This window comes from Tessaracoccus antarcticus (assembly GCF_003688855.1).
Classification (GTDB): domain Bacteria; phylum Actinomycetota; class Actinomycetes; order Propionibacteriales; family Propionibacteriaceae; genus Arachnia; species Arachnia antarctica.
This window is the reverse complement of sequence record NZ_REFW01000003.1, coordinates 1-25812: the sequence shown is the minus strand read 5'-3', so window position 1 is coordinate 25812 and position 25812 is coordinate 1. Positions and strand designations below refer to the sequence as shown.

General features: G+C 64.2%; 22 protein-coding genes, 1 tRNA gene and 1 pseudogene. 13 read left to right on the top strand and 11 right to left on the bottom strand.

Annotated elements, in window-relative coordinates; all coding sequences use genetic code 11:
- Positions 1 to 30 precede the first annotated feature (30 nt).
- The 3 genes and pseudogenes from metH to EAX62_RS11345 all read left to right on the top strand — a co-directional run.
- Positions 31 to 3453 carry a methionine synthase gene (metH, locus tag EAX62_RS11355; protein ID WP_233557948.1) on the top strand — a complete coding sequence of 1141 codons (3423 nt, stop codon included), beginning with the start codon at positions 31 to 33 and terminating at the stop codon, positions 3451 to 3453.
- 113 nt (positions 3454 to 3566) lie between these two features.
- Complete coding sequence (locus tag EAX62_RS11350; protein WP_121901846.1) at positions 3567 to 6941, top strand: hypothetical protein; 3375 nt, start codon at positions 3567 to 3569, stop codon at positions 6939 to 6941.
- Positions 6942 to 7023: 82 nt separating this feature from the next.
- A pseudogene (locus tag EAX62_RS11345) lies at positions 7024 to 7893 on the top strand (tRNA (adenine-N1)-methyltransferase); the annotation flags it as partial.
- A 14-nt stretch (positions 7894 to 7907) separates the two neighbouring features.
- Here the strand turns inward: EAX62_RS11345 and EAX62_RS11340 are convergent.
- The 3 genes from EAX62_RS11340 to EAX62_RS11330 are packed head-to-tail and all read right to left on the bottom strand — an operon-like array spanning position 7908 to position 8786.
- The gene (locus tag EAX62_RS11340; protein WP_121901844.1) at positions 7908 to 8108 is read right to left on the bottom strand and encodes a hypothetical protein; all 201 of its coding nucleotides are present in this window, start codon (positions 8106 to 8108) and stop codon (positions 7908 to 7910) included.
- A 58-nt stretch (positions 8109 to 8166) separates the two neighbouring features.
- Positions 8167 to 8412: a hypothetical protein gene (locus EAX62_RS11335; protein ID WP_121901843.1), complete on the bottom strand. Its 246-nt coding sequence runs from the start codon at positions 8410 to 8412 to the stop codon at positions 8167 to 8169.
- Positions 8412 to 8786, bottom strand: coding sequence for a DUF3054 domain-containing protein (locus EAX62_RS11330; protein WP_121901842.1), 375 nt, complete (start codon positions 8784 to 8786; stop codon positions 8412 to 8414). The genes EAX62_RS11335 and EAX62_RS11330 overlap by 1 nt, the downstream gene beginning before the upstream one ends.
- 74 nt (positions 8787 to 8860) lie before the next feature.
- Between EAX62_RS11330 and EAX62_RS11325 the strand changes: the two genes are divergently transcribed.
- From EAX62_RS11325 to EAX62_RS11310, 4 genes are all read left to right on the top strand, one after another.
- Entirely contained in the window at positions 8861 to 9946 is a 1086-nt protein-coding gene (locus EAX62_RS11325) for a prephenate dehydrogenase (protein ID WP_121901841.1), read from the top strand.
- 7 nt (positions 9947 to 9953) lie between these two features.
- Positions 9954 to 10631, top strand: a complete 678-nt coding sequence (cmk, locus tag EAX62_RS11320; RefSeq protein ID WP_121902134.1) for a (d)CMP kinase — start codon at positions 9954 to 9956, stop codon at positions 10629 to 10631.
- Positions 10632 to 10668: 37 nt separating this feature from the next.
- Positions 10669 to 10983 (top strand): hypothetical protein, encoded by a 315-nt coding sequence (locus tag EAX62_RS11315; protein WP_121901840.1) that lies wholly within the window; start codon positions 10669 to 10671, stop codon positions 10981 to 10983.
- 303 nt (positions 10984 to 11286) lie between these two features.
- The gene (locus EAX62_RS11310; RefSeq protein WP_121901839.1) at positions 11287 to 12171 is read left to right on the top strand and encodes an alpha/beta fold hydrolase; all 885 of its coding nucleotides are present in this window, start codon (positions 11287 to 11289) and stop codon (positions 12169 to 12171) included.
- 26 nt (positions 12172 to 12197) lie between these two features.
- On the opposite strand, the gene EAX62_RS11305 is transcribed toward EAX62_RS11310, so the two are convergent.
- The gene (locus tag EAX62_RS11305) at positions 12198 to 13799 is read right to left on the bottom strand and encodes an ABC-F family ATP-binding cassette domain-containing protein (RefSeq protein WP_121901838.1); all 1602 of its coding nucleotides are present in this window, start codon (positions 13797 to 13799) and stop codon (positions 12198 to 12200) included.
- 243 nt (positions 13800 to 14042) lie between these two features.
- Between EAX62_RS11305 and der the strand changes: the two genes are divergently transcribed.
- From der to EAX62_RS11290, 3 genes are all read left to right on the top strand, one after another.
- The gene (gene der, locus EAX62_RS11300; protein WP_121901837.1) at positions 14043 to 15380 is read left to right on the top strand and encodes a ribosome biogenesis GTPase Der; all 1338 of its coding nucleotides are present in this window, start codon (positions 14043 to 14045) and stop codon (positions 15378 to 15380) included.
- A 39-nt stretch (positions 15381 to 15419) separates the two neighbouring features.
- A complete protein-coding gene (locus EAX62_RS11295; RefSeq protein WP_121902133.1) occupies positions 15420 to 16001 on the top strand; it encodes a dihydrofolate reductase family protein in 582 nt (193 codons plus the stop codon).
- A gap of 74 nt (positions 16002 to 16075) precedes the next feature.
- Positions 16076 to 16149, top strand: a tRNA-Pro gene (locus EAX62_RS11290).
- 1060 nt (positions 16150 to 17209) lie between these two features.
- On the opposite strand, the gene EAX62_RS16560 is transcribed toward EAX62_RS11290, so the two are convergent.
- On the bottom strand, positions 17210 to 17980 hold the full coding sequence (locus EAX62_RS16560) for a hypothetical protein (protein WP_147454095.1): 771 nt from the start codon (positions 17978 to 17980) through the stop codon (positions 17210 to 17212).
- Between the two features lie 121 nt (positions 17981 to 18101).
- On the opposite strand from EAX62_RS16560, the gene EAX62_RS11275 reads away from it, so the two are divergent.
- A complete protein-coding gene (locus EAX62_RS11275; RefSeq protein ID WP_147454094.1) occupies positions 18102 to 18347 on the top strand; it encodes a hypothetical protein in 246 nt (81 codons plus the stop codon).
- A 471-nt stretch (positions 18348 to 18818) separates the two neighbouring features.
- Complete coding sequence (locus EAX62_RS11270) at positions 18819 to 19409, top strand: hypothetical protein (protein WP_121901833.1); 591 nt, start codon at positions 18819 to 18821, stop codon at positions 19407 to 19409.
- Positions 19410 to 19635: 226 nt separating this feature from the next.
- Here EAX62_RS11270 and EAX62_RS11265 read toward each other — a convergent pair whose 3' ends face one another.
- The 3 genes from EAX62_RS11265 to EAX62_RS11255 all read right to left on the bottom strand — a co-directional run bounded on the left by EAX62_RS11265 (position 19636) and on the right by EAX62_RS11255 (position 22714).
- A complete protein-coding gene (locus EAX62_RS11265; RefSeq protein ID WP_147454093.1) occupies positions 19636 to 20517 on the bottom strand; it encodes a hypothetical protein in 882 nt (293 codons plus the stop codon).
- Positions 20518 to 20753: 236 nt separating this feature from the next.
- On the bottom strand, positions 20754 to 21683 hold the full coding sequence (locus EAX62_RS11260) for a hypothetical protein (protein WP_121901831.1): 930 nt from the start codon (positions 21681 to 21683) through the stop codon (positions 20754 to 20756).
- Between the two features lie 167 nt (positions 21684 to 21850).
- Positions 21851 to 22714 carry a hypothetical protein gene (locus EAX62_RS11255; protein ID WP_121901830.1) on the bottom strand — a complete coding sequence of 288 codons (864 nt, stop codon included), beginning with the start codon at positions 22712 to 22714 and terminating at the stop codon, positions 21851 to 21853.
- A 364-nt stretch (positions 22715 to 23078) separates the two neighbouring features.
- On the opposite strand from EAX62_RS11255, the gene EAX62_RS11250 reads away from it, so the two are divergent.
- Positions 23079 to 24209: a hypothetical protein gene (locus EAX62_RS11250; RefSeq protein WP_199711269.1), complete on the top strand. Its 1131-nt coding sequence runs from the start codon at positions 23079 to 23081 to the stop codon at positions 24207 to 24209.
- A 313-nt stretch (positions 24210 to 24522) separates the two neighbouring features.
- Here the strand turns inward: EAX62_RS11250 and EAX62_RS11245 are convergent, their stop codons facing one another.
- Genes EAX62_RS11245 through EAX62_RS11235 form a run of 3 tightly spaced genes read right to left on the bottom strand, consistent with a single transcriptional unit; the run spans position 24523 to position 25753 of the window.
- Entirely contained in the window at positions 24523 to 25206 is a 684-nt protein-coding gene (locus EAX62_RS11245) for a hypothetical protein (RefSeq protein ID WP_121901829.1), read from the bottom strand.
- On the bottom strand, positions 25203 to 25574 hold the full coding sequence (locus EAX62_RS11240; protein WP_147454092.1) for a hypothetical protein: 372 nt from the start codon (positions 25572 to 25574) through the stop codon (positions 25203 to 25205). The genes EAX62_RS11245 and EAX62_RS11240 overlap by 4 nt, the downstream gene beginning before the upstream one ends.
- Positions 25571 to 25753, bottom strand: coding sequence for a hypothetical protein (locus EAX62_RS11235; protein ID WP_121901827.1), 183 nt, complete (start codon positions 25751 to 25753; stop codon positions 25571 to 25573). Before EAX62_RS11235 ends, EAX62_RS11240 begins: the two co-directional genes overlap by 4 nt.
- Between the last annotated feature and the right edge of the window lie 59 nt (positions 25754 to 25812).

Below are 25812 nucleotides of genomic sequence, written 5' to 3'. Positions count from 1 at the left end.
AATGCCAAAGTCCTTGTCGCCGACGGTGCTATGGGCACGATGCTGCAGAGTTTCGGGGAATTGGATGTCGATACCGACTTCCAGGGCCTCGAGGGCTGCAACGAGGTGCTGAACGTCACGCGCCCCGACATCGTGGGTGCCGTGCACCGTGCCTACCTCGAAGCGGGCGCCGACTGCGTGGAGACCAACTCCTTCGGCACCAACCTGGCGGCGCTGCGCGAGTACGACATCGAGGACCGCCTCGAGGAACTCGCCGTCGCCTCAGCCCGCATCGCACGGGAGGCGGCCGACGAGTACTCCACCCCCGAGAAGCCCCGCTTCGTGCTCGGCTCCGTGGGGCCCGGCACCAAACTGCCCAGCCTCGGCCACATCCGCTTCGCCGAGATCCGCGACGCCTACCAGCTCCAGGTGGAGGCCATGGTGGCCGGCGGCATCGACGCTGTCCAGATCGAGACCAGCCAGGACCTGTTGCAGGCCAAGGCCGCCGTCATCGCCGCCAAGCGTGCCCGCACCAAGCTCGGCGTGGACCTGCCCATCTTCGTCAACGTCACCGTCGAGGCCACCGGCACCATGCTGATGGGTTCCGAGATCGGCGCCGCGCTGACAACGCTCGAGGCGCTGGGCATCGACGTCATCGGCCTCAACTGCGCCACCGGTCCCGCCGAGATGAGCGAGCACCTGCGCCACCTGTCGCGCCGTGCACGGATCGCCATCGGCGCCATGCCCAATGCCGGTCTGCCCGAGCTGACCTCCGACGGTGCGCGCTATCCGCTGGGCCCTGAGGGGCTCGCCGAGGCACTCGAGCTGTACTTGCGTGACTACGGCCTGGCCATCATCGGTGGTTGCTGCGGTACGACCCCTGAACACATTCGCCTGCTGGCGGAGCGCTTCTCCCACACACCTGTCGTCCAGCGCGACGTCGCAGTGGAAAACGCCGTCTCCAGCCTCTACATCGAGGTACCGCTGGCACAGGACGCCAGCTACCTCAACATTGGTGAGCGAACCAACGCCAACGGTTCCAAGGCCTTCAAGCAGCACATGCTGGACGGCAACTGGGACGAGTGCGTGGCCATCGCCAAGAGCCAGGCCCGCGACGGTGCGCACGTGCTGGACCTCTGCATCGACTACGTGGGACGCGACGGCGCTGCGGACATGGACCTCATGGCCTTCCGCCTCAACACCGCCGTGACGCTGCCCGTCGTGCTGGACTCCACCGAGCCGCCCGTCATCCAGGCCGGCCTGGAGCGACTGGCAGGGCGCTGCACCATCAACTCCGTCAACTACGAGGACGGCGCCGGGCCTGAGTCCCGTTTCGGCCGCGTCATGCCCATGGTGCAGGAGCACGGCGCCGCCGTCGTCGCCCTCACCATCGACGAGGAGGGGCAGGCCCGCACGGCCGAATGGAAGGTCCGCGTCGCCTCCCGCCTCATCGAGGACCTCACCGGCAATTGGGGCATGGACGTGGGCGACATTCTCGTCGACTGCCTCACCTTCCCCATCGCCACAGGCCAGGAGGAGACCCGACGCGACGGCATCGAGACCATCGCGGCCATCCGGGAGTTGAAGCAGCGGTACCCGCGGGTTCGCACAACACTGGGAGTGAGCAACGTCTCCTTCGGGCTCAACCCGGCCGCCCGCATCGTGCTCAACTCCGTGTTCCTCAACGAGTGCGTCGCTGCCGGTCTGGATTCGGCGATCGTGCACAGCGCCAAGATCATCCCCATGGACCGCATCCCCGCCGAGCAGCGCGAGGTGGCGCTCGACCTTGTCTACGACCGCCGTGCAGAGGGCTACGACCCCCTGACGAAGTACCTGGACCTGTTCGAAGGCGTCACGGCTGCCTCCGCCCGCGCGTCCCGCTCCGCGGAACTGGCTGCGCTTCCCTTGGAGGAGCGGCTCCAGCGCCGCATCATCGACGGTGAGGGCAAGGGCCTGCAGGCCGACCTCGACGAGGCCATGACCACCAAGGCCCCCCTCGACATCATCAACAACGACCTGCTGGCCGGCATGAAGGTGGTGGGGGAGCTGTTCGGCTCGGGGCAGATGCAGCTGCCGTTCGTGCTGCAGTCCGCCGAGGTCATGAAGTCCGCCGTGGCACACCTCGAGCCGCACATGGAGAAGCAGGACACGGCAGGCAAGGGCACACTCGTGCTGGCCACCGTCCGTGGCGACGTCCACGACATCGGCAAGAACCTCGTGGACATCATCGTCAGCAACAACGGCTACACAGTGGTCAACATCGGCATCAAGCAGCCCATCAACGCCATCATCGAGGCCGCCGAAAAGTCCAACGCCGACGCCATCGGCATGTCCGGCCTGCTGGTGAAGTCCACCATCGTCATGAAGGACAACCTCGCCGAGATCAACCGGCTCGGCCTCGCGGAGAAGTACCCCGTGCTGCTGGGCGGTGCCGCCCTGACCCGGGCGTTCGTCGAGCACGACCTCGGCGACATGTTCGAGGGCGAGGTGCGCTACGCCCGTGACGCCTTCGACGGGCTGGCCCTCATGGACGCCGTCATGGCCGTCAAACGGGGCGTCCCGGGAGCGGCTCTGCCAGCCATCAAGCCCAAGCGGGTGTACAAGAAGGTCGTCGAGGAGATTGAGGAACCCGAACTGGGTGTCCGCTCCGACGTCGCACGCCGCATCGACGTGCCGACCCCGCCGTTCTGGGGATCCCGCGTCGTCAAGGGCATTTCGCTGGCGGAGGTGTCCGAGTGGCTGGACCACCGGGCCACGTTCATGGGCCAGTGGGGTCTGCGCGGGGTCCGGGGTGGCGTCAGCTACGAGGAACTCGTCGAGACCGAGGCCCTGCCCCGGCTGCGGATGTGGATGGACCGCATCAAGACCCAGGGGCTCGGCACCTTCGCCGTCGTGCACGGCTACTGGCCGGTGCACAGCGAGGACGAGACCCTCATCGTCGGCCATCCTGAGGATCCCAGCAGGGAACTCACCAGGTTCACGTTCCCGCGGCAGCGCCGCGACAGGAAGCTGTGCCTGACCGACTACTTCCGCGACGCGGAGGAGTCTGCCGAGCTGGGCCCCGACGTGCTGGGCATGCAGCTCGTGACCATGGGTCCCGACGTGGCGAAGGCCGCCAACAAGTTGTTCGAGGCCAACTCGTACCGCGAGTACATGGAGCTGCACGGCCTGTCCGTGCAGCTGACGGAGGCCCTGGCCGAGTTCTGGCACCACCGCACCCGCATCGAGTTGGGGCTGGCCGCCGACGACGGCGACGTCGAGGGCGCCATCCGCGACCAGGCGTACCGCGGTTCCCGCTACTCCTTCGGCTACCCGGCCTGCCCGGACCTCGAGGACCGCATCAAGCTCGTGGAAATGCTGGAGCCACATCGCATCGGCGTCGAGTTGAGCGAGGAGCTCCAACTGCACCCGGAGCAGTCCACCGACGCCATCGTCGTGCACCACCCCGAGGCCAAGTACTTCAGCGCCAAGTAGTCGCGGCGGCCGAAATCTGTCGTGGCGTCCAGGTGGTATCACCGGCGCCGCGGATGCCTCTTCCCCTGTGGATGGACAGCTGTCCAGCTGTTTTGTGAGGGGGCGAGTCAGACATGGCTGAACAACAGGTGTGGGCAGAGGGGACCGCAGGCACCGCGATCGGGGCGGCTCTGTGGAACGGGCGGACGGTGCTGGCCACCGACTGGTCGGGCGGAGCGCTGAACGCCTTCGCCGTCGAGAACGGGGAGCGGACCCCGTGGGGCGACGGGTACCAGCACCCCGAAGGAATCTCGATCCGCGGCAACGAGGCACTCATCGCCGAACAGGCAGGGGACCTGCTGCACCAGGACCTGCTGCAACCCGGCCGCGCCAACGCCGTCATGGTTGCCGGCGGGCTGGGGAGCATCCATGCCGTTGTGCATTCCGACGACGGTGCCACGGCTTTCGTGACGGACCACGGGGGAGGGCGCCTGATCGCCGTCGACCTGGCAACGGGGGACGTGCAGGTCATCGCCTCCGGATTGCTCGCCCCCATCGGGCTCGCCATCGCGTCCTCGGGCGAGTTCTACATCACGGAGCAGGGGCCGGGCACGCTCACAAGGATCGACACGGACGGGTCACGCTCCGTGGTGCTCAACGGCCTGGTCTCCCCGTTCCTCCTCTCCTGGACAACAGGGGACCGCACAGCACTCCTGCTGACGCAGCGTGCACCTGTTCATCGAGTTGGTCTCGTGGAGCTGACCCAGGCCGTTCCCCGGCTCCAACCTCTGGTGGGTCGTGGCGTCCGCCAGCCCTCCCAGGCACTCGTTTGCGGGGACCGGCTCGTCATCACCGGCGAGAACCGTCTCCTCAGCCTGGATGCCTCCGCAGGCCTGGTCGCCACTGTGCGGCTCGGGGTGCCGGAGACACCCATGTGGCCGGGTGCCTGGGCCGACGTGGAGATCGACACCGGCGTCACCGGGTACACCCGGGCCGACCTCGACATCACCATCGATGCTGCAGACGCCATCACGCTGAGTTCACACCCCGCCGCGGACGCGGATCCGAACAGGCCCCACATCCGGCTGCTGGCCGGCGCAGTACCCTGCGACACACACGTCGTGGTCCGGGACGCCATCACCGGTGACGAAGTGGGAAGGGCAGCTGTGAGCGTCGGCTTCGATGCCTCACCCGTCGTCGACGGGCCTCCCCTGTGGCTCGACAACCCGACGGATCCGCCACCGTTGATGCACGTGCTGGCCAGCAAACCCGGCGTGGACGACACCGGGTCGCTGAGGCCACGCGACGCTGCGGGCAACGTGTTGTCGCAGTGGAAGGTGGTCGTGGTGTTGGTCGACACGGGGGACGCGAGATGGTCCACGAAGGTGACCGCCGCCACCCCGGCACCCACCATTGCTTCCGCACGCGTCGACTGGCGTGGGGTCTTCTCGGGGGCCAACGACCTCAACACCTGGTTCAGTGAACTCTCCGCAGGACGCCTGGGCATGACGCTGGTCACCGGCAGCGTTCTGGGCCCCGTCAGCCTCGGCGGGACGTGGGGCGACTGGCACACCATGGATTCCGACGGCACCTGGAGGCAGAAGGGCGAGGCGGTGGAGCGCGTCGTGGGAGCGCTCCAGGGCACCCCCGGTGTGGACTGGACCTATGTCGACGCCGTCTTCCTCGTGACCCGATCCGCAGGGGGCAACTTCGTGTGGCCGCGCTCCACGGTGGGCAAGACACTCAACGTCACAGTGCGGAGTCCCGGCGGCAAGGACGTGGCCGTCAAACTCGCCACACTCACCATGCCGCACGACCAGCCGACCTCCGTGGGTTTCACCAACGTGGAGGTCAGCGCACACGAACTGGGACACACCATGGGACTGCAAGACATCTACATGACGTCCGGCTACACAACGGAGATGGCAGCCCGCGACCTCGGTGGGCGGGAGTTGATGGGCAACGAGCAGGGCCTGCCCCACCTGTCCGCACGGCACAAGCTGCTGCTGGGCTTCCTTGATCCGGCACACGTGCGCTCCTTCACCCCGCTCTTCGCCGAGTCCGCCATCACCTTGACGCTGGTTCCCATTGCCTCGGGTCTGCCAGCGCCGGGACGGTTCTCGGCGGTGGAACTGAAACTGGCGCCGAAGTTGTCCTGGTTCTTCGAATTGAGGCAGAGCGTCCCCGGCCGGATCGGTGACACCGCCACGTTCCCACCGGGGGGCGAGATCATCTGTTACGACGCCATCAACTACTCCAAGCCGGCGGTCATCGCCGACGCCCGACGCACCATCATCCTGCTGAATGATGACGGGGACGGGGAGGGTCCACTGCTGGTTTCAGGACAGGACTATGAGGACATCAACGCCGACGACCAGGTCAACATCCAGCGTTTCCGATTGGAGGTGCTCTCCATCACGGCCGGCGCAGCCACTGTGCGGATCGACGTCGGACGTGTGGACCAGCCCGACCCTGTGCTCATCAACAATTGTGGTGAGGACGGCGACTACAAGAGCCCCGATATTGAGGTCCGCAACTCCCTCAGTGATGCGGACCCCTCGTGGTTGAACAAGCCCATCATCGGTGAGCCCAACCGGATCGTTGCGAAGGTCCACAACGAGGGTGGACTGGATGCCCCCAAGGTGTCGGTGAAGTTTCAGGTGTTGCCGTTCAACACCGACGACAAGGATTCAGACCGGTGGACAAAGCTTCCAGCCCCGGACGGGAAACCGAGCGTCACCCATGATGTGAAGAAGGGCGCCACGGTGGAGTTCGAGACGCACTGGCAGCCGATGGAGGACCGCCACTACTGCATCCAGGCCCGCATCGACCGGTATGTCGACGTGGCGGGGGCGGCAGCCAACGAGCCGGACGTGGACAACAACCTGGCACAGTCGAACTACTTCACCATCTACTCCAAGCCCAGCTCGCCCGCGACCCGCGAGGTCTCGTTCGTGGAGGTCCACAACCCGTTCGACCACGAGATCGATGCCCGGGTGGAAATCGCCCAGGACTCGACGCAGTACCGCTCCTACGTGGACCACCGGTGGCTGCACCTGTCGCCGGGACAGACCCGCATGGTGCGTCTGGAGGTGGAGTCGAAGGCCACGTCCATCTGGGACGTCTTCGAGCACAGGTGGCCCGCGGGGCGCACATGGTTGCGCTCGTGGCTGCCCGGCCAGCAGTGCACCGATGCCACAGGTGGGGGCGTGACGATCGCCGCAGTGACGGCCGTCGGGGCACGGCTGCGGACGCTCGAACAGAGTCCCGGTGTGTTCTACCTGCGGGTGGAGGGCCCCGAGGGTGCACCGCGACCCACGGACGGCACGCTGGTGGTGAGGGCTGACTACGAGGACGGGACGTCGGAGACCCTGGTGGGTGCCCTGGATGTGGACGGCCTGGCGCGGTTCGAGCACGAGCACCAATCCGGGCGTGCCACGGCGTGGTTCTCGGGCAACGGTACGCATGCGCCTGTGTCTGGGTGGGAGTTCGAGCTGTTGGGCGATTGACCGGCCTGTGGAGGGCCGTGGTCTAGGCTGTGCGGCGGCCCTGCAGCGAAAGAAGGACATGAATCTCTCCGGTATCCGACGCGGCCCCCTCGTGGTGGGGGAGCGCGTGACCCTCACCGACTCCAAGGGGCGCCGCAAGTCGCTCCTCCTCAAAGAGGGTGGCGTCTGGCACACCACGAAGGGCGCCGTCAGCCACGACGAGCTCATCGGGGGCCCCGAGGGCGTCACCATCAAATCCATCGGTGGGATGCAGTACTTGGTGCTGAGGCCGCTGCTCAGCGAGTACATGGTGGCCATGCCGCGTGAGGCCGCCGTCATCTATCCCAAGGACGCCGCCCAGATCCTGATGTGGGCCGACATCTTCCCCGGAGCCCGGGTGATGGAGGCCGGTGTCGGTTCAGGCGCGCTGTCTCTAGCGCTGCTGCGTGCCATCGGCCCGGACGGGGAGCTGCACTCCTACGAGCGCCGCCAAGAGTTCGCCGACGTGGCGCGACGCAACGTCGAGACGTTCATCGACGGCGAACACCCGGCATGGCGGCTGACGGTCGGGGACCTCGTGACCGAGCTTCGCGACGACAGGCTGGACCGTGTGATCCTCGACATGCTCGCCCCCTGGGAGTGCATTGAAGCCGTTGGTGAGCGACTTGAGCCGGGCGGTCTGGTCTGCTGCTACGTCGCCACCTCCACGCAGCTCGGACGCGTGGCGGACACGTTCCGTGCGCACGGGGGCTACACCGAGCCGCATCTCACGGAGACGACGGTGCGGGACTGGCACGCCGAAGGTCTCGCCATCCGTCCTGGCCACGGTACGAGCGCCCACACCGGCTTCCTGGCCATCTCCCGTCGACTCGCCCCGGGGGTGACGGCGCCCATGCGGAAACGCCGCCCCGCGCCGGGAGCCTACGGACCGGACTACACGGGTCCGCGTCCCGCCAACATCCCGGGGATGTGACCGGAAGGGCTAGTTCATTGCCCGGGTCCCGGGGGCAGGTTCAGGTGTTGCGGTCCAGGCCCCTCGTAGCGCGTCTCCAGCGAGTTGTACGCGCCCGGTTGGTAGGTGTCGAACTTCGGCGTGGCTCGACGTCGCACGACGAGAACCACCACGACCGCGGCCACGACCACCACGACCAGGCCAAGAAGAACCCACAGGAGAAGTACGCCAGTCATGTGGCAAGCGTAGCGATACGCCCGGTTGCAGGTATCCCATACGGCGCGATGCCGTCGGCTACACCCCCGGACCGTGGTGGAAGAACGTCGGGATGCTGGACGGGTCCTGCGGCACCTGCGGACCGTTGTCGAAGGGGCCGGACTTCTTGAACTTCTGTCCACCACGGCGGCGGACGGGGCGACCCTCGGGGGCGTGCAGATCCCGGGGGGAGCCTGTGCGCCGGGTGCGGATGTTGTAGGCGACGACGCCCAGCGCGAAGAGCAGGACCACACCTGCGAGCCCCAACCACGCTTCCAGTTCCATCACGACACTGTCGCGTCAGTCTGCTTGCGCGCGCGGATCAGACGGACCACGAGACGCCAGCCGAAGAACGACGAGAACAGCACCAGCGTCGCCACGATGACGAAGGCCGTCTCGGCGGTGTCGCCGGCAACGATGCGCAGGCCCATGCCCGCCAGCACCGTGACGAGCCAGATCACCAGTGCCGCGCGGGGACCGTAGCCGCTGTCGTCGAGGAGACCGACGACCACCCACGCGAACAGGCATGCCGCGAGGAATGGCCACGCGGTCTGCGCGACGCCGGGGATGCTCAACCTCTCGGCGTGGCTGGCCCGGCCCACGACGGCGAAGATGACCACGAACACGAGATCGATGACGGCGGGGAGGATACGGACCATGGCGGCAACGATATCGCCCGGCGTGGAAGCACTAGTATCAGCCGGAGCCGTTTCGCAGATCAGCAGGAGGACCCGTGGTTGCAGAGCCCGCAGCGCCCGGTCCCGTCCTCGTGATCGGGGCCGGTCTGGTGGGCTCGTCTCTGGGCATGGCGCTGAGCCGTGCAGGCGTTGATGTCACCCTGGAGGACCTGAGCAGGTCACACGCGCTGGTCGCGGCCAGTCTCGGGGCCGGCCACGTGTCTGCCGTGGTCTCCGACGACATCGCGGTGGTTGTGGTGGCGACGCCCCCCTCCAACATTGCCGACGTCGTCTGCCGGGCGCTGGAACGGTTCCCGGACGCCGTGGTGACCGACGTCGGGTCAGTGAAGGGGCCAATCGCGGACGCCGTGGCCCAACGCAGCCCCCACTTCGCGCGCTACGTGCCATCGCATCCCATGGCCGGTTCCCAGTTCACCGGCCCGATGACCGCGTCGGCGGACCTGTTCCGCGATCGCACCTGGGTGATCACCCCCTCCGCCGGGAACACCGAGGAGTCGCTGGACGTTGTCCGCGGGCTCGCCCGTCTCACCGGGGCGGTGGTGGTGGAGCTCGACGCCGAACTCCATGACGAAGCCGTGGCCCAGGTCAGCCACGTCCCCCACCTCATGAGCATCCTCACCGCCAGCCACCTGCGCGGCGTACCCGGTGAGAACCTGCGGCTCGCCGGGCAGGGGATCCGTGACGTCACCCGCATCGCCGGCTCCGACCCGGGGCTGTGGCGCCAGATACTGACCACCAATGCCGTCGCGGTCCGTGAGGAACTTCTGGAGGTGGCCGACGACCTCGCCTACCTCATCCGCGTCCTGGATCACCCCGATGAGCTGGAGGCGTTCCTCCGCATCGGGCAGCACGGAGCACAGTCCCTGCGTGGCAAGCACGGCCAGGAGCCGAAGGACGTCGTCAGCGTCACCGTCGAGATCCCCGACGAACCGCGAGCCCTTGGGCGCCTGTTTGGCGACGTCGGAGACTTCGGGTTCAACGTGGAGGACTTCGAACTCACCCACGACGCCGTGCGCGAGGTGGGCTACCTGTCCATCTCCGTGGAACGTCCCCAGGCAGAACAGTTGCGCGCCAACCTCGTGGGGCGGGGTTGGAAGGCGTGGTCCCATTCCGGTGCATGAGGAGATCATTGTGAGCCAGTCGTTGGTCATCGCCATTGACGGACCGAGCGGTTCGGGCAAGTCGACCACCGCCCGTCTGCTCGCCGACAGGCTGCAGCTGGGCTACCTCGACACCGGGGCCATGTACCGGGCGGTCGCCTGGGAGTACCTCAACTCCGGTGGCACCGCCGGCGACGCCGACGCCATCGTGGTGTTGACCCGTGAGGCCGACCTCCGGATCTCCACCCATCCTGCGAACCCGCTGGTCACCATCAATGGCCACGACGTGACCACCGCCATCCGGGATCCCCGGGTGTCTGCATCCGTGTCGGTGGTCGCGACCAACCCCGACGTCCGCCGCATCCTCACGAAGAAGATGCGCGAAATCATCGCGGCCCATCACCGGCGCATCGTGGTGGAGGGGCGTGACATCACCACCGTGGTCGCGCCCGACGCCGATGTCCGCATCCTGCTGGTGGCGGACCCCGAGGCACGTGTCGCACGCCGCGCCGCAGAGCTGGGGCACGCCGTCGACAGGCACGCCGTCACCGACCAGGTCATCCGTCGCGACCGTGACGACTCGACCGTGTCCAACTTCACCGACGCCAGCGAGGGTGTGGTGGTCATCGACTCCACCTTCCAGTTGCCGGAGGAGGTTGTCGCGCAGGTCCTGCGGCTGGTCGACACCCTTCCCGCGGACCGCTGACCACCGGCAAGCCTCCTTCAGCTGGCAGGCTGGAAGCATGTCCCTTGATGTGTTGGTGTTCTACGTCCCCGTTGCGGACACCGACGCCGTGCTGTCGGCGGTCTTCACCGCCGGGGCCGGCCGGATCGGCAACTACGACCAGTGTGCGTTTGTGACGGAGGGTCGCGGCCAGTTCCGACCCCTCGTGGGCGCCCACCCCACCATCGGCGAGGTGGGGAAGCTGGAACGCGTGGTGGAGAACCGTGTGGAGCTGACGTTCCCGCGACCGCTGCGGCAGGTCATCGTCGCCGCACTCCGGGAGGCGCACCCGTATGAGGAGCCCGCCTTCCACGTCGTGGAGAACATGGCCTGACGGCAAACCGGAGACGGAACCTGGATCCGTGGGACGACATCACCACCTCCCGCCTTGCGGCGCGCCACCCCCACCACCTGGTTCGCGTGCGCCGGTCAAAGCCATCCGGATACCTGCAGGAAGTGCTGCACCGAGCGGACTCCCGAACCACCCCACCCACACCCGTCTCGATCAGGGCTGCGGTGTTGACGACCATCGCGGCCTGAATCTGTGCCATCAGGTGAGGAGAGTTCACCCAGCCGGGCACCACCGCGTTCCCAGCCGGCCTCACGTGCGGCGCCCATGGAATCGTAGAGTGTGGCGATGAGCACCCGTGTCTGCAACACCGGGTTGGGCGCCGTCGAGGTTGTGTACCTGCGCGGGGAGAGGCCTCCCGTGTTGTTCTTTCCGGGGGGCCACTGTTCGGCTGCAAGTGACTGTGGGTGGAGTCTCTACACCTCCGAGGGGTTCGGGGTACTGGCGTTCTCACGACCCGGCTACGGGGCCACCGACGTGGGAGCGCTGACGGCTGCGGAATTCGTCCCTGCCGTCGTTGAATGCTGCGAGCAGATGGCTGTCCATGAAACGTCGGCTGCCGTGGGTGTGTCCTTCGGAGGAATGCAGGCCATCCATGCGGCGAGGTCGGCGCCTTCGCTGGTACCACGGCTCATCCTGCACAGCTGCGCCCCGTCGACCAACGCATACCCGGACACCGCCCGCGAACGATCTCTTGGTCCGGTGGCGTTCGCCCCCGCTGTGGAGCGGCTGACGTGGGCAGCGGTGGGGCGCCTGGTCGCATCCGAGACCGGGCTGCGCCGGATGGTGGGTGCGCTGTCGTCCCTACCCACGGGAATCTGGTGGCACACCTGGTCCACCGACGACAAAGAGCGGGCCCGGACACTGTTTCGGTCGATGCGCTCAGGCACCGGCTTCATGAACGACCTCAGGCAGGCACGTGCCGATCGTTGCCTGTACCGCCGACTCATGCAGACGGAGGTTCCCTGTCCGACGCTGGTGACAGCCTCGCGCCACGATGGCGGTGTCGCGTTCGCGCACGCCGTGGACCAGGCTCACACCATCCAACGTGCCACCCTTGTTGAACTGGGTGCCCCCAGTCATCTCTTCTGGCTCGGACCGGAGGTCGTCGAGGCACAGGAAGCCGTCAGGGAGTTCCTGAACGGGCACGACGCAAGCATGAGGGGATCCTGACCACCGCTGGGGGGTCCCACGGGTGCTCACGTCACGTGCAGCGACCCGTCGGCCCCCAGCCGGACAACCTCGTCGAGGACCAGTCGTTCCAGAAGGTCGACATCGTGTGACACCACGAGGAGGGCACCGCGGTACGCCTGCACACCGTCCACCAGCTGGTCGATGCTCGCCAGGTCCAGGTTGTTGGTGGGCTCGTCGAGGATGAGGAGTTCGGGCACTGGGTGGGCCAACAGGATCCGTGCCAGCGCCACACGAAAGCGCTCGCCGCCCGAGAGGTCACCGACGAACCGCTCCACCATGTCGCCGCGCACAAGGAACCGTGCCAACTGCGCCCGGATGTCATGCGGGAGGCGAGTGGGAGCCGACTGGCGAACGTTGTCCAGGATGGTGGCATCGTCGTCGAGCATGAGGTTCTGGTCGAGGTACCCCACACGTGAGGTGAACAGTTCGCCGTGCGCCGGTGATCTCGACGGTTCGCCCGGCTGCAGCATGCTCCTCAGCAATGAGGTCTTCCCGACCCCGTTGTCGCCCACAAGCCCCCACCGCTTCCCGCCGGTGATCTGGATCCCCTGGTTCGTGCCGACGAGCTCTGCGAGACGTCGCCCCGCCGCGGTGTGCGGGTCGATGATGTCGACACGAATGTGGTCGTCATCACGCAACGCACTCTCTGCTTCAGCGACCTGTCCCTTCGCCGCCTGAACCCTCTGTGCCGCACCCTTCACCTCGCCGGCACGGCGAGCCTCGGCTGACCGCTTCGCCGTCGGATCGGAGAGTCGGGGACCACCCGCGACACGTGTGAAGGTCGATCTGTTCTGGCGGGCTCTGCTCGCCATGGCCTTCTGCATGTGATCGCGGTCGCGCTTTTCGGCACGGAGCTTGTCTTCCGCGGACCTGACTGTGTGGTGGGCCGCCTCCTGTTCTCCTGCCACCTGTTCGAGGTACAGGTCGTAGTTGCCGCCGAAGACGCGGAGCTGTCCGCCGTGGACTTCGACGATGGTCTCCATCCTTCGCAGAAGCTCCACGTCATGGCTCACGATCAACAGCGTGCCGTTCCAGCCCTCGACCGCGTCGTACAGGCGTTTCCGCGCACCGGCGTCGAGGTTGTTCGTGGGCTCATCCATCACGGAGATGGCCGCCCTCGACAGCTCCAGACGGGCAAGCGCCACCAGCATCAACTCGCCGCCCGACAGCGTCGCGGCTCGTCGATCAAGCGCGTTGGCGACGGCGAGGCTCGGCACCCGCCTGGCCACCAGAGCGGTGGCGCGTGCTTCGATGTCCCAGTCCGAGCCGACGGCGTCGTAATCTGCCCCCTCGGTGCTTCCGCCCGCGATGGCACGGATGGCCCGGCAGATGGCGTCGACACCCAAAATCTCGGCCACCGTCTCGTCCGGCCGTTGCAGGAGATCCTGCGGCACAGTGCCGACCTCGCCAGGGACGTCGATCGAGCCGGAGGTGGGGGAGAGCTCGCTGGTGATGAGGCGCAGCAGGCTGCTCTTCCCGGCCCCGTTGCGCCCCACAACGCCGACGCGGCCCGTGGGGAGGGTGCAGGTGACGTCCTCGAGAACCGGGGGGCCGTCGCCGAAGGTGACGACGACGTCGGACAGGGTGATGGAATGGTGTGCGGGCATGATGTCTCCCAGATGTCAGCGGATGGATACGCCGATACCGGGAGCCTGTGGCGGCCATCGGTACAGCGCGGAATCAGTGCGCTGACAGGTACACCGCAAGGCCTTTCGCCGGGAACAGTTCGACGTCCAAAGTAGACCGAACCCCGGCCCCGGTCAAGGGGGTGGGGTCAGCGTGGGCGCCGGGTCGCTGACGGACGGATAGTATGGCGCGGTGCTGTTGATTTGCCGTTGAAAGGATCACACATGAGCGAACCCACCATCATCAAGCCGGTGGTTGCAGTGGTCGGACGGCCAAACGTTGGCAAGTCCACGCTGGTCAACCGCATCCTCGGACGCCGTGAGGCGGTCGTACAGGACACTCCGGGTGTGACCCGCGACCGCGTTTCCTATGACGCCAACTGGGCCGGACGTGAGTTCGTGCTCGTCGATACCGGCGGCTGGATGTCCGACGCCCAGGGCATGGCTGCGCAGATCGCGGAGCAGGCAGAGTTGGCCATCTCCATGGCCGACGCCGTCATGTTCGTCGTGGACGCCACGGTCGGCACCGTCGACGAGGACGAGGCCGTCGTTCGCGTGCTGCGCCGCTCCAACAAGCCTGTCATCCTGGCCGCCAACAAGGTGGATGACCAGCGACACGAGGTCATGGCCTCCACCATGTGGAACCTGGGGCTCGGCGAGCCCTTCCCTGTCTCCGCCATGCACGGACGCGGCTCCGGCGAGTTGTTGGACGCCCTCCTGAAGGCTCTGCCCGAGGCACCTGTTGAGTCGTTCGAACTCGAGGTCGGTCCGCGACGCGTCGCAATCGTCGGCAAACCGAACGTGGGCAAGTCCTCGCTGCTGAACAAGCTGGCACAGCAGCAGCGCGTGGTCGTGTCAGACATCTCCGGCACCACCGTCGACCCCGTCGACGAGATCGTCGAGGTGGGCGGGCAGGTCTACCGGCTCATCGACACCGCTGGCATCCGTCGCCGCGTGAAGGAGGCCTCGGGGCACGAGTTCTACGCCAGCCTCCGCACCCAGACCGCCATCGAGCGTGCGCAGGTGTGCATCGTGGTGGTCGACTCGTCCGAGGAGCTCACCGAGCAGGACCTGCGGATCATGAGCAACGTGGAGGAGACCGGCCGCGCTCTGGTGGTGGCGTTCAACAAGTGGGACCTCACGGACGAGGAACGTCGCCGCTACCTCGATCGTGAGATCGAGCGCGACATGGTGCAGTTCACCTGGGCCCCCACCGTCAACATTTCCGCGCTGACGGGCCGCAACGTCGACAAGCTCAGCAAGGCCGTCGAAGCTGCGGCCGAGGGGTGGGAGACCCGCGTCTCCACAGGAAAGCTCAACGCCTTCCTGGGGCGGATGTCGGCGTCGCACCCGCACCCCGTTCGCGGCGGGAAGCAGCCGCGCGTGCTGTTCGGGACACAGGCGCAGAACTGCCCACCCACGTTCGTCCTGTTCACGAGTGGGAAGCTCGACGACGGCTACCTCCGGTTCGTGGAGCGTCGTCTCCGCGAGGAGTTCGGCTTTGTCGGGTCCCCCATCAACGTGCAGGTCCGTGCCCGCGAGAAGCACAAGGATCGCTCCTGATCCTCTGACATCGTGCTCGGCCGGTGGCAGTGTGTGTGGATGAGCATCATCTACTGCACTGCCACCAGCCTCGACGGGTTCATCGCCGACGATGACTCCAGCCTGTCGTGGCTGTTCAGGACGCCCGATTCGGACGCTGACCCTGTCGGCAGTGATGATCCCATCACGTTGAACTTCGACACGTTCTTCAGGGATGTGGGGGCGCTCGTGACCGGTGTGAACACGCTCGAGTGGATCCGTGAAGACGCCCGACGCAAGGGGGTGCCGTTCACCTGGGACTTTGAGATCCCCAGTTGGGTTCTCACCCACCGTGACGTGGACCTTCCCGACGGCGTGCATCGGTTCGAGGGCGACATTCGCGCCCTGCATCCCCTCCTCCTTGAGGCGGCTGGGGGCCGTGACATCTGGATCATGGGCGGGGGAGAGGTCGCCGGCCAGTTCGCCGACGCCGGTCTGCTGGACAGGGTCTGGGTCCACATCAATCCCGTCACTCTGGGTGCGGGTGCGCCACTGCTGCCGCGCCGTCTCCGGCTCCATCGGGAACGAGTGGAACGCGACGGACAATTCACCGCAATGCTGTTCTCTGTGGTCGGGGAGGAGCCCAGAGATCTGGCTCCGTGAGGACGGCTGACTCTCGATGTGCCAAGACGGCCCGGAGTCGCTAAGCTACTCGAGTTGTCACATGATGACGACGGCGGGCTGTAGCGCAGCTTGGTAGCGCACCTGACTGGGGGTCAGGGGGTCGCAGGTTCAAATCCTGTCAGCCCGACGAGGTTTTCGACCTTGTCAGGACCGCTTTGGAAAGACTCATTTCGGGCGACGTGCCAGATACGTGCCAGATGGTCCCCCAGATCCCTGCCTATAGCAGCTGAGTCCTTCCTCGCAGCGCTGCCACTCCCGAGCAGTCCCGGGGCTAAAATGACGAAGCGGTCATGTCGTCGATTCCTGTGACCTGAGGGCGAACCCCTTCTTGATCTGTGATCTGCAGCGCAGAGTCCACCCCGTTATGGACCACATTCCCTTTGGTGGCGGCTGACATGGCTTGGGGCAACCGGCGCGCCTTCGCTTCGCTCATAATCACTTGTACAGAAGTGTCGGCGCCATTGAATGGCGATCGGCATGTTCGTCGGCATCAGCCTTGATCCGATCCGCGATCGGTACATGCACAAGATCGTCGAGACCAGATCTCATGCCGTTCGCGGCATGACCGTGAAGAAGATTTGTGCGCCACACTGGTTGAGGTGATGAACGCACGACGCGCGAAGGATGCGAGGCCCGCTCGATGGCTGCTGTGGATCAGACGTTGATTGGTGGGATCTCGTCCGCTACGGCCCGCCCAGCTTCGACATGTACATACGCATCGCTTTCCCCGAACATGATGACGGGGAAGATGCCGTACGCGCAGCACTGACCATCCTCGCGAAACACACGTCCACGCCCGACAAGTGCCACGCCGCGGTTTGGGAGGGATGGTGCGGAACCCCGCCCACACGTGAAGCACCGCGCTTGGAAATCTCCAACCGATAGATGCTGCTCTTCACAGGTCCCATCAACGCACTGCGGGATGCCGCAGCGCTGGCCTGGGACTGCCCAGGAATCCCCGTGGCGCCCCACCTCGTGTGGCCGGAGGACCGGGCCTGGTGTTTGGCATGCGAAGTCGATGAGGAGATCGAGTTCGCTCCAGCCCAGCTGCACATGCCCTTGCCAACGCCTTTCCGGGTCGGACTCGGCGGGTGGAGTACGGCGACGACCTTCCGCCGTACCGGGATCAGTTGGCCTAAGTTGTCTGCAGCGCCACTTGCGGCAGATGCGTTCACTTCCTTCACGTGCTAGGCATCCTTGGAAGGGAAGTCGATCCACTGCCACAATCCGGCGCGACAGACCAAATACTGGTGCCAGTAGTTTGACCACACCCAAATCCCGTCCAGCATGGTGAAACCCTCTGGGCTCCGAGCCGGTGCCGGGAAGTCATTGGTGAAGAATCTCATAGGCAACACCTCATCGACTGGCACAAGAAAGAGGTGTCTTTCGTTCACGCCTTTGGCCCGCTGAAGCTTGTCAATGTGCCTCGGTAAGTGCGGCCTATGGAGCCATCCCTCAACCACGGTGGTGAAGTCCGCATCCTCGGCCTCGAAGAAGCCAGCGCGCGTCTCGTGCAGGAGAACCACGCCAGGACTGAAAGGGGTCCGACGAAGGTCACCAACATCATTCATCCACCGGATCTCAGGGTGATGCTGAAGCACTTCCGGCGGCAGTTGGCGGGGCGTCGTCACGTTCCAGAGGTCACACAGTTCGATCGCTCGTAATGCCGCCTTGCGCGTTCTTCGATACGGCATGTGGGCAGCACGCATACGAAACTCCCAACCTGATTCCGCGGGCCAACGCCATCCCTCCTTGGCGGCCATCCCTTGCCAGGCGGCCGACTCTGGCCTGGTGACCAGAGTCACTTCAAGGGCTCCTCGACGACCACTCGTCCACTCAATCAGGAAGTCGACAGCGGACTGACGGCCGTCGGTGTCGTACTTGCTAATTTTGGCACCCAAGGCATGCCCAACCAGATGTGCAGCAATCTCCTCAGCGCGATCAGCCAGTCCACTCACGCTTACATCCTGCCCTCTCGCTACCCAGCCGAAGGCAAATCCCATTGCCAAGAGCGACCGACTCTTTCGACTGTCGGCGTTGCGGCAAGAAGAGAATGGCATTCCGTGATCGACAACGAGCGTGAGCATGCCGGTCCTGTGGGAAAGTACCTGTGTGGAATACAGCATCGAGCAAGTTGCCCAACGACTCGAACGGTCTACCCTGCAACCCGCCTTCGCCTCCGAGGCCCTTCGTCAAGTTCGGTACCGTCGCGAGCAGGAAGGGCGGGCGACAGCACTTTGGAGTGAAAGCGATCTCGACGCTGCTAAGGCCGAGGTCGGCTTCATGAACGACCAAGAGGTCGAGGAGCAGCTGGCTCGGGACTGATCCGGAGCGCCAGCGGTCAGCGCCAACCGATTCAGTCTTCGCCCACATCCTATGGCTGGTGTGGTGCTTATTGTGGGCTCGAGGGACGCTGACTCAAAATCCGCGTGCACAAGAAGATTCGAGTGCGAGCGGCTTTTGTCGATGTGCCTGTGCTGCCGTACTTGGCAAGGCGCTCAGTGCGGCAGATGCGGATGACTGGGAGCGGGACCGACTCGTCCTCTCAGGTCTCTTTAAAGGACGGTCCTATCCGAATGACTGGTCGCGGCACGACGAACCAGACGATCTGTGGCCACTAGTGGTGACCCAGTCTCAATAGATCTCGTCCGATCCGTCCGCGGGTATGCCCAAGTCTAGGCAGACGCGAGGGATCTGACCCGGGCGAGGCTCCCTCGTTGCCTATCTTGATGGCTGCATGACGAGCCTTCCAGGGCTACCTGACTGCGCGCTAGGGTTCTGCGGCACACTGGACGAGTGAACTGGCTCCAGCGACTTTCATCCAAGCAGCCCTCCGCCGCGACGGAGGCAGAGGAATCCGTCGAGCAGAAGCACGAGCTACCTCGCGCCGATGAACAGTTCGAGGGCATGGGTTCGGGGGCACGGGCATCGGCGATGCGTCGGGAGGGTCTTGCGCTATCGCCTTTGGACGAGTGCGACGCCGACGAGCATGATACCGAGTACGTGCGAGGCAAGCACTTCCTCGAGTGGGGCGATGAGCTGAAGCGACTCAAAAGAGAGGGCCGACTCGATGATGCTCTGACTCTAGCGATGGAGATCATCGAGGCAACTGAGCGTGGACAATCCACGGCGGCTCGTAACGCCTCAAAGCGTGCCGCCTACCTCCGCGGTAAGCCTGAGGATCACCAACCCCGCGAGACACCCCCTGGCTGGACGGAACACGCAGCAATAATCCTGCGCAAGCTCGGGCGTTTTGATGAGAAGGTCGCTGTCATCGACCGGTGGATTGCCCATGCTGGGCCCTCTCATCGCTGGGTCGGGGCAAAACACGCCAAATTACTCGAACGCCGGGGAAGGGCCATTGAACTGACCGGCAGCGGAGCGTGATTGCAGCGGTACTAGTGGTTTAGACCGACACGGATACAGACTGGGGGCAGTATTCCGTCTTCCCAGACGCTGCCGGCAGGCGGCATGAGCGGATGGGTTGAAGGTCTGACGCTGAGGAGATGTCGTCGCTTCCGCGAGACGGCATGCGCGGCATGGCGACGTGGGTGCAGCCAAGTCACAGTGGAGCGGCAAAGCGAATCTTGCGTCTAAGCCGGACAGTGCCGGCTCATGTGGGCTGATCTCTGCGGCGAGCGCGGCGGAGCCGCTCCCTCACGCTCAGGATCCTCCAGTTGAGTCTGCTGAGAAGTTCGCCATTGACCATCGGCATGTCGATAGTGTCGTGCTCCCACCATGATGAGCGATCAGTTTCCTCCGTCCAGTTGACGCAGAACCATACGTAGCCAATGTGGTACACGTAGTCGACCGCTGAGAACCGTTCTTCACGCGAGTACGCAGTTGCCGGGAGAAGGCCGACGAAGTTGGTAATGCCATCGTCAAAGCCATCTCGAAGCATGGTTCGGTGCATGTCGCCTGCCCGCCAGTTGCGGAGGATCATGAAAGCGATGGGAGGGCAACGCTTCGCTCCGTTAAGGAAGCCAATCAGCTCAGCGGGTACAGGCAGTCTTTGAGTCGCGAGCATGCAGCCCAGCTGCTTTCCGAAATAGCGTGCTAGGTCAGCGGCACCTTGTTGCCACTGCGCGCCGTACACGTCCGCCCAGCTCAACCTTGACCATTTCATCATGTCGTCCGCATGCGTGACGATGAATGCTTCCATGGTGTCGTAGGCGAGGTCGAAGGGCTGACTGCGCTGGTTATTACACTTGGCACACATGTTCTTGCGCCAGCGCACTTGTGCGCCTTTCCTGATGGATCGAAGCAAACCTTCCCAGTCGTCGCTCTTCTTAAAGACGGTGCGGGGGTCTTCTTGCCCAGTGTCGGCGCGGGCGACCCGCCGCAACGTAGAGAGTTTGAACCGGTGCTCCTCTGTCGTGGCTTTGTCATCGCACCACCAGCAGCGTTCGGATGGTGGTAGCCGATACGGGTCGAGAGCGGGGCTCAACGACATCGGTCCCCGGCGCCATCCTTCAACTGGAGAATCTTTGGCCATACCTTCATGGTGGCCTATCGCCCTGACAATTCGCGGCAGATGAGGACGTTGGGAAATAGCCCCTCACACGCCCGGCCTCGGCCCCAAGGCGTTCCCCGCGCGATCCACTCTGCTTTGTGATATGCCCGTTAAGCGCATCTCACGAGAACCCTAGAAGGGAACTGGCGCATCGGTTGCGAGGTCATCTTGATGAGATGACGACTTAAGTGGTGGCATGCGGCGCTTAAAAGCACGTTCTAGATGTGAAGTATTTCCGCCACGCTTCGAAGGCATGAGCCGGTCTCGTTTGCCCACCGCTTCTTTGCAAGAAGTGCATCGGTCAGACGGATACGGCCCTCGAGGATGAGGAATATGTCAGAGCCATCCATAGTTAGGAAGGGCGTGCCCTCTCGAAAACGAGTGATGAAATCTTGGGTGAACCCGTTGACGCTGACAAATAGACCCAACGCGTTCTTACCCTTGGTCCGAACCTTGGCGGCAAACAGGTCGCCATCAGGACGCCCCGAGGGCTGCTTCGTCCACTTTGCCTCCACGATGTAGTCATCCGTGTGCAATCGTAACGAACCATCGATTTGCTCACTTTCCAGCTTGTATGCCAACCGAGGCTCGAGATCGAACAGTCGAAACAAATCATAAAGAAACTGCTCGAACGCCAGTCCACGCGCTTGGGGCGCTGAGGTATTCGATTGAAGCTCCAAGAACCGGGCTCTGAGATCAGCCAGTGCGTCCGAGTGCAGCTGACCCTTCTGCGCTGCGGAACGATGCTGCTGAATCTGCTCTTGGACATTTTCCTGCTTCTGCAGCATGGCATCATACGTGCCGACCAGGTCCCTGAGATGCGCAACTGAATCGTGGGCTGTTGCAAGCAGCTCGCCTCGCTGAGGCTCCTCAAGGCGCTCGATATCCGAGAACTTACTCTTGGACGAAAGCTCGACCATCAAGCCCAGCGTGACATCTTGATACTTCCGCTCATGCCGCATGAGGAGCAAGACGAGATCATCCGAGACTTCACGTTTCGTCTGGTCGAAATTGAGGGGAGTTAACAGCTCAGGGTGTTCGCGGAGCAGCGTATGGACAAGCCTCTTGAACTCGTTCCGATACCAGGTCGTGGTCGCCAAGGCCTCACGCAGGGCTTCGTAGCCGTCCGCTCGGATCTTCTGTGTCACATTTCGAGTCTATCGGGGATGGCCAGCGGTAAGGTCTGGCGACGCACCCTTGTCGATGATGTCGGCCAAGGTCAAGTGCAAGAGAAGAACCATCCTCTATGGACAACGTGGCTGAACAACTCGCGGCAGATGAGTGCGTCGGTGGGGTTGCCCACGAGCGACACCGATCACAATAGAAGCGCGGCCAACGGAGCCAACTTCACCACCACATCCAGAACCGATGACACGGCCGCCATCACGGCCGTCCATTTCTCCCTCACCGCTTCCTGCGGCACCTTGGGATCGGCGGCGACGTCACGTAGCGCTACCAACTCACCACGCACCGACTCATCCGCCACACCAGCGAGTACATCCTCAACCGCCTGCACGAAATCATCGCGCCGCTCCCATTCAATGGTGACGGTCTGCACGTTTCCGCGCCCACCCTGGATAGCGCCCGCCATGTCGCCGCTGATTGAAGTGTTCGTGCTGTAGTCGACGCTTGTCGCAGCGCCACGCACGACATGGGAGACCGGCCTGCCGGACGTCGCCGCAGCCCTACCCGTCGGAGAAACGCGCATCGCGACGATGCGGCCGTCGGCGCGTCTCGGTCCAACCATTGTTGCGAGATTGCTGTCTATGAACGCGTCCGCCGCGTTGTACACCTCCTCCTCAGAGGCATCCAGCCCCTCCGGCTGTCCGTTTGAGTAAAAATTCTGCGGGCTCGCTGCGTCCACTGAGTTGAGCCACCGCAGCATTGCGGTTTGTACCGCATCGGCCCGGTCTGGGCCAGTGGCGCGGCTCTCCAAAATGTGCTTTGCGGCGCGTTTGCCCTTCGGTGTGAGCGAGATCTCACAAGCCGCTGAGACATCTGCAGCAGCGAGTCCGAGTTCGCGTAACTCACCGCCCACCATGAGAGCTTCTTCGTGCTCCCAGTCCAAGACTTCGCACACCCTTGCCGGTAGGGCCGTAGCCTGCGGTTCGTCCGCAACGAGCACGAGCAGGTCCTTATGTTCCTCATTCAGCTGGTCAACTATGTCCCAGATGGTCATAATATCCGTCCCCTTCACTTCCGTTGTAGCTCCGAACTTTTCCCAGATCTTGTTTCATCGTTACATACAGCGCTGACAACTAACGGGAACGAGGGCGACGAGTGCTTGATAGTTCTCGTATTTGCTGGCGATCTCGAAACATTGAGCCGGCCTAGCAGTAGGTGCCTCTTCGGAACATGATCAATCTTCTGATGGTGCGATGTCAGGGACTCGGCAGTTTCACACGACCGCAACTCGGCAAGATCGACCGTGGTGGCTGCGGGACGAGAGGATGTATGACCATCCTTCAGTAGGCGCTGCCGCTGTTGCCACGCGGTTCTGGGTATGTGGCTCACGGCCGTTGATCCATCTGTAGCCTGCCTTTATGCCCAAGGAGTCGTACAACGTCCGCGTGCTTCGTGCGAAGGCGCTGGCTTCGCTGAGGACCGGAATCACAGCTTTCAATGGCCTTGACGGTGACGGACGCATCACGACCGTGCTTCTGAGCTTTCAGCACGCTTTCGAGATGCTCCTGAAAGGCATTCTGGAGGCGAAGGGCGATAAGGGCGTCTTCGATAAGAGAAGCAAGAGGTCGATTTCGCTCGAGGCTGCGATCAACCGCTGCCAGAACCTTGAGGGAGTGAGGGTCACCGACGACGAGGCTGGAACAATCCGGGTGATCGATGCACTTCGTGATGCGGAACAGCACTGGCATCTCGTTGTCGAGGAAGGGCTCCTCTACTTGAACGCCCGAGCCGCAGTCACCCTTTTCGATGACTTGTTGCATAGAGCTTTCGGCCAGCGGCTGGCGGAACACATCCCAGTCCGAGTTCTGCCCATCAGCGCCCAACCGCCTCAAGGGCTCGACCTCCTCGTGGACGAGGAGTACCAACGCATTGCCGACCTGTTGAAGCCAGGCAGACGAGCTACAGCAGAAGCTAAGGCACGTATTCGGACCCTGCTGGCAACAGAGTCCTTAACAGATCCAGACGCTGCTGCGATTAGCGAGGCTGACGTGGGTCGTGTTACACGGGGTATCCGCGACAGCAAGACGCGTGCACAGGTCTTTCCCAAGCTCACCGGAGTGGCGTCGACTACAGCCGGTGAGGGACTCACAGTCGAAGTCCGGTTCGTCAAGAAGGATGGGCTGCCGGTTACATACATCGCGGACGCCGACACCGACGCGGCCGCCGTCCGCACAGTGGACCTAGAGAAGAAGTTCCACATGGGTGCGTATGACCTCGCAGATCGCGCCGGAGTCCCAAGGGGTAAGGCCACAGCCCTCCGACGCCATCTCGGTCTTGACACAAACGACGATCATTTCTCTCACCGCTTCGTATTTGGCAACTCCAAGCATCTTCGGTACTCGGACAACTCGCTGCGCGCAATGAAGGAAGTGCTGGAAAAGGTAGACCTTGCCAGGATCCATTCGTCACACCGAACACTGCCGTACAACAAGACAGCTCAGACCCTCCCGCCCTGTAGCCAGCCCGGCTGCGTTGCTAACCCGTCGTAACTGCTGTTGACGGTCATTCTGGAGCGGTGGCCGCCCACGATCGATTCGGACATCCGCATTGCTGAGATAGACGCTGACCAAGTCATGCGCGACCGGGCCTCAGGTCAAGACACTGTCATCGGCATGTGCGGTTGACTGCTTCCGCCGTGACCACGCTCGGGCGTTCTGGTGAATAATGATCCTTGTTCCGGCTGAGGGCCGGGGCGCCGGGTCCCAAAAGTCCGTGAACCTTCAGAAGCGTGATGAGGCGTTACGTTCTGTCGCTGCACGGCTGTTTATCGGTTGCCACGGCACACAACTCTAATGTCGGTCGTCAGGGTGTGCGGGTGACCGGGCGTGTCGGTGAATGGTTCAGCTCGTATAGCGCCCGCGCTCGATGGGTGAGCGCTGGCCGATCGGGCTGGATGGAGTCGTGGTTCAAGGCGTCGGCCAGCTTGGTGACGGGGTGTGTCTGATGGCGGTAGTCGAGGTAGTCGAGGTAGCGGATGGTGGCGTCGCGGACTCGCGTGGCGGTGGCGGTCAGGATCTCCAAGGGGGTGGTTTTTGTTTCTTTGGCGGCGGAGGCGGTCCATCCGGCGAGGTAGTGGAAGGAATCGGGAGAGGAGTCCAGACCCCAGTCGTTGTTGACGAGCCAGGCGAAGGATTCGGCTTCTACTTCCACTAGCCCCCTGCAAGCGATGGTTTTCCGCTGCTCTGCGGTGTCGGGGTCGGGGTCGTGCATGGTGGCGTGTCCTACCTCGTGGGCAAGCACGGATGCTGCGTGGGCGGGGTCGAAGCCGTGGAGGATCGTGATGTCTCGTCTCAGGAAGTGGGTGAGTCCTTCGGCTGGGCAGTCGCCGATGTGGACGGTGAATCCCAGTTGGGATGCGTAGTGTTCCAGGTTGTTCCGCATCCCCTCTGGTGCCTGTTCTTGCAGAAGCGTCTGCGGCTCGGTGTCGGGGTGGGGCAGGGGTGGGCCATCGGTTTGGGAGATGTCGAAGACGGTGGCTGGTTTCACTCCGACGATTCCTCTGAGTTGTGTGCCTTTGGCATCGAGTAGGGGCTGCCCATCAGGAGTGTGGCGGGGTGCGGTGACGGGGGCCAGGATGCTGATTCCTTTTTCGCCTTTGCGGACCTGGTGACCAGTTGCTTGCCAGGTCCGGAGCCGGCGACCTGTGTGGCTGAGGGGTTCTGGATTGCGATGAGGATCTGGTTGTTCAACGAGTAGGTGTGGAAGTGGTGAGCGACTTTGAGCCAGGTCATCCAGCCGGTTGCTTCCATCAGCTGTTGTAGCCCGTCGGCTAGTTGTCCTTGCAGCGCGGTGAGCTTCTCCTGCCGTTGGGCGGCCCATTTGTCCTTATCCTGGGGTGTGAGTGGCCGGGTCATGACAGCTTGGCCCTCAACTCGGTGGCGTAGGCCAGGAGGGTCTTGATCTCGGTGGTGTCTGGTCGCTGCTGGTGGAGCTCATCGATATGCAGCAGGACGTCCTCCAGCAGGACGAGGAGATCGGTGTCTGCTTCCGTGTGGTCGGGGTTGGGGTCGGGGGTGGTGTGTGGTTGGTTCATACCCAGGTATGGCCCGGTGGATGCTCCCGGTGGCGCACACCATGCTTCGACACGCGGGA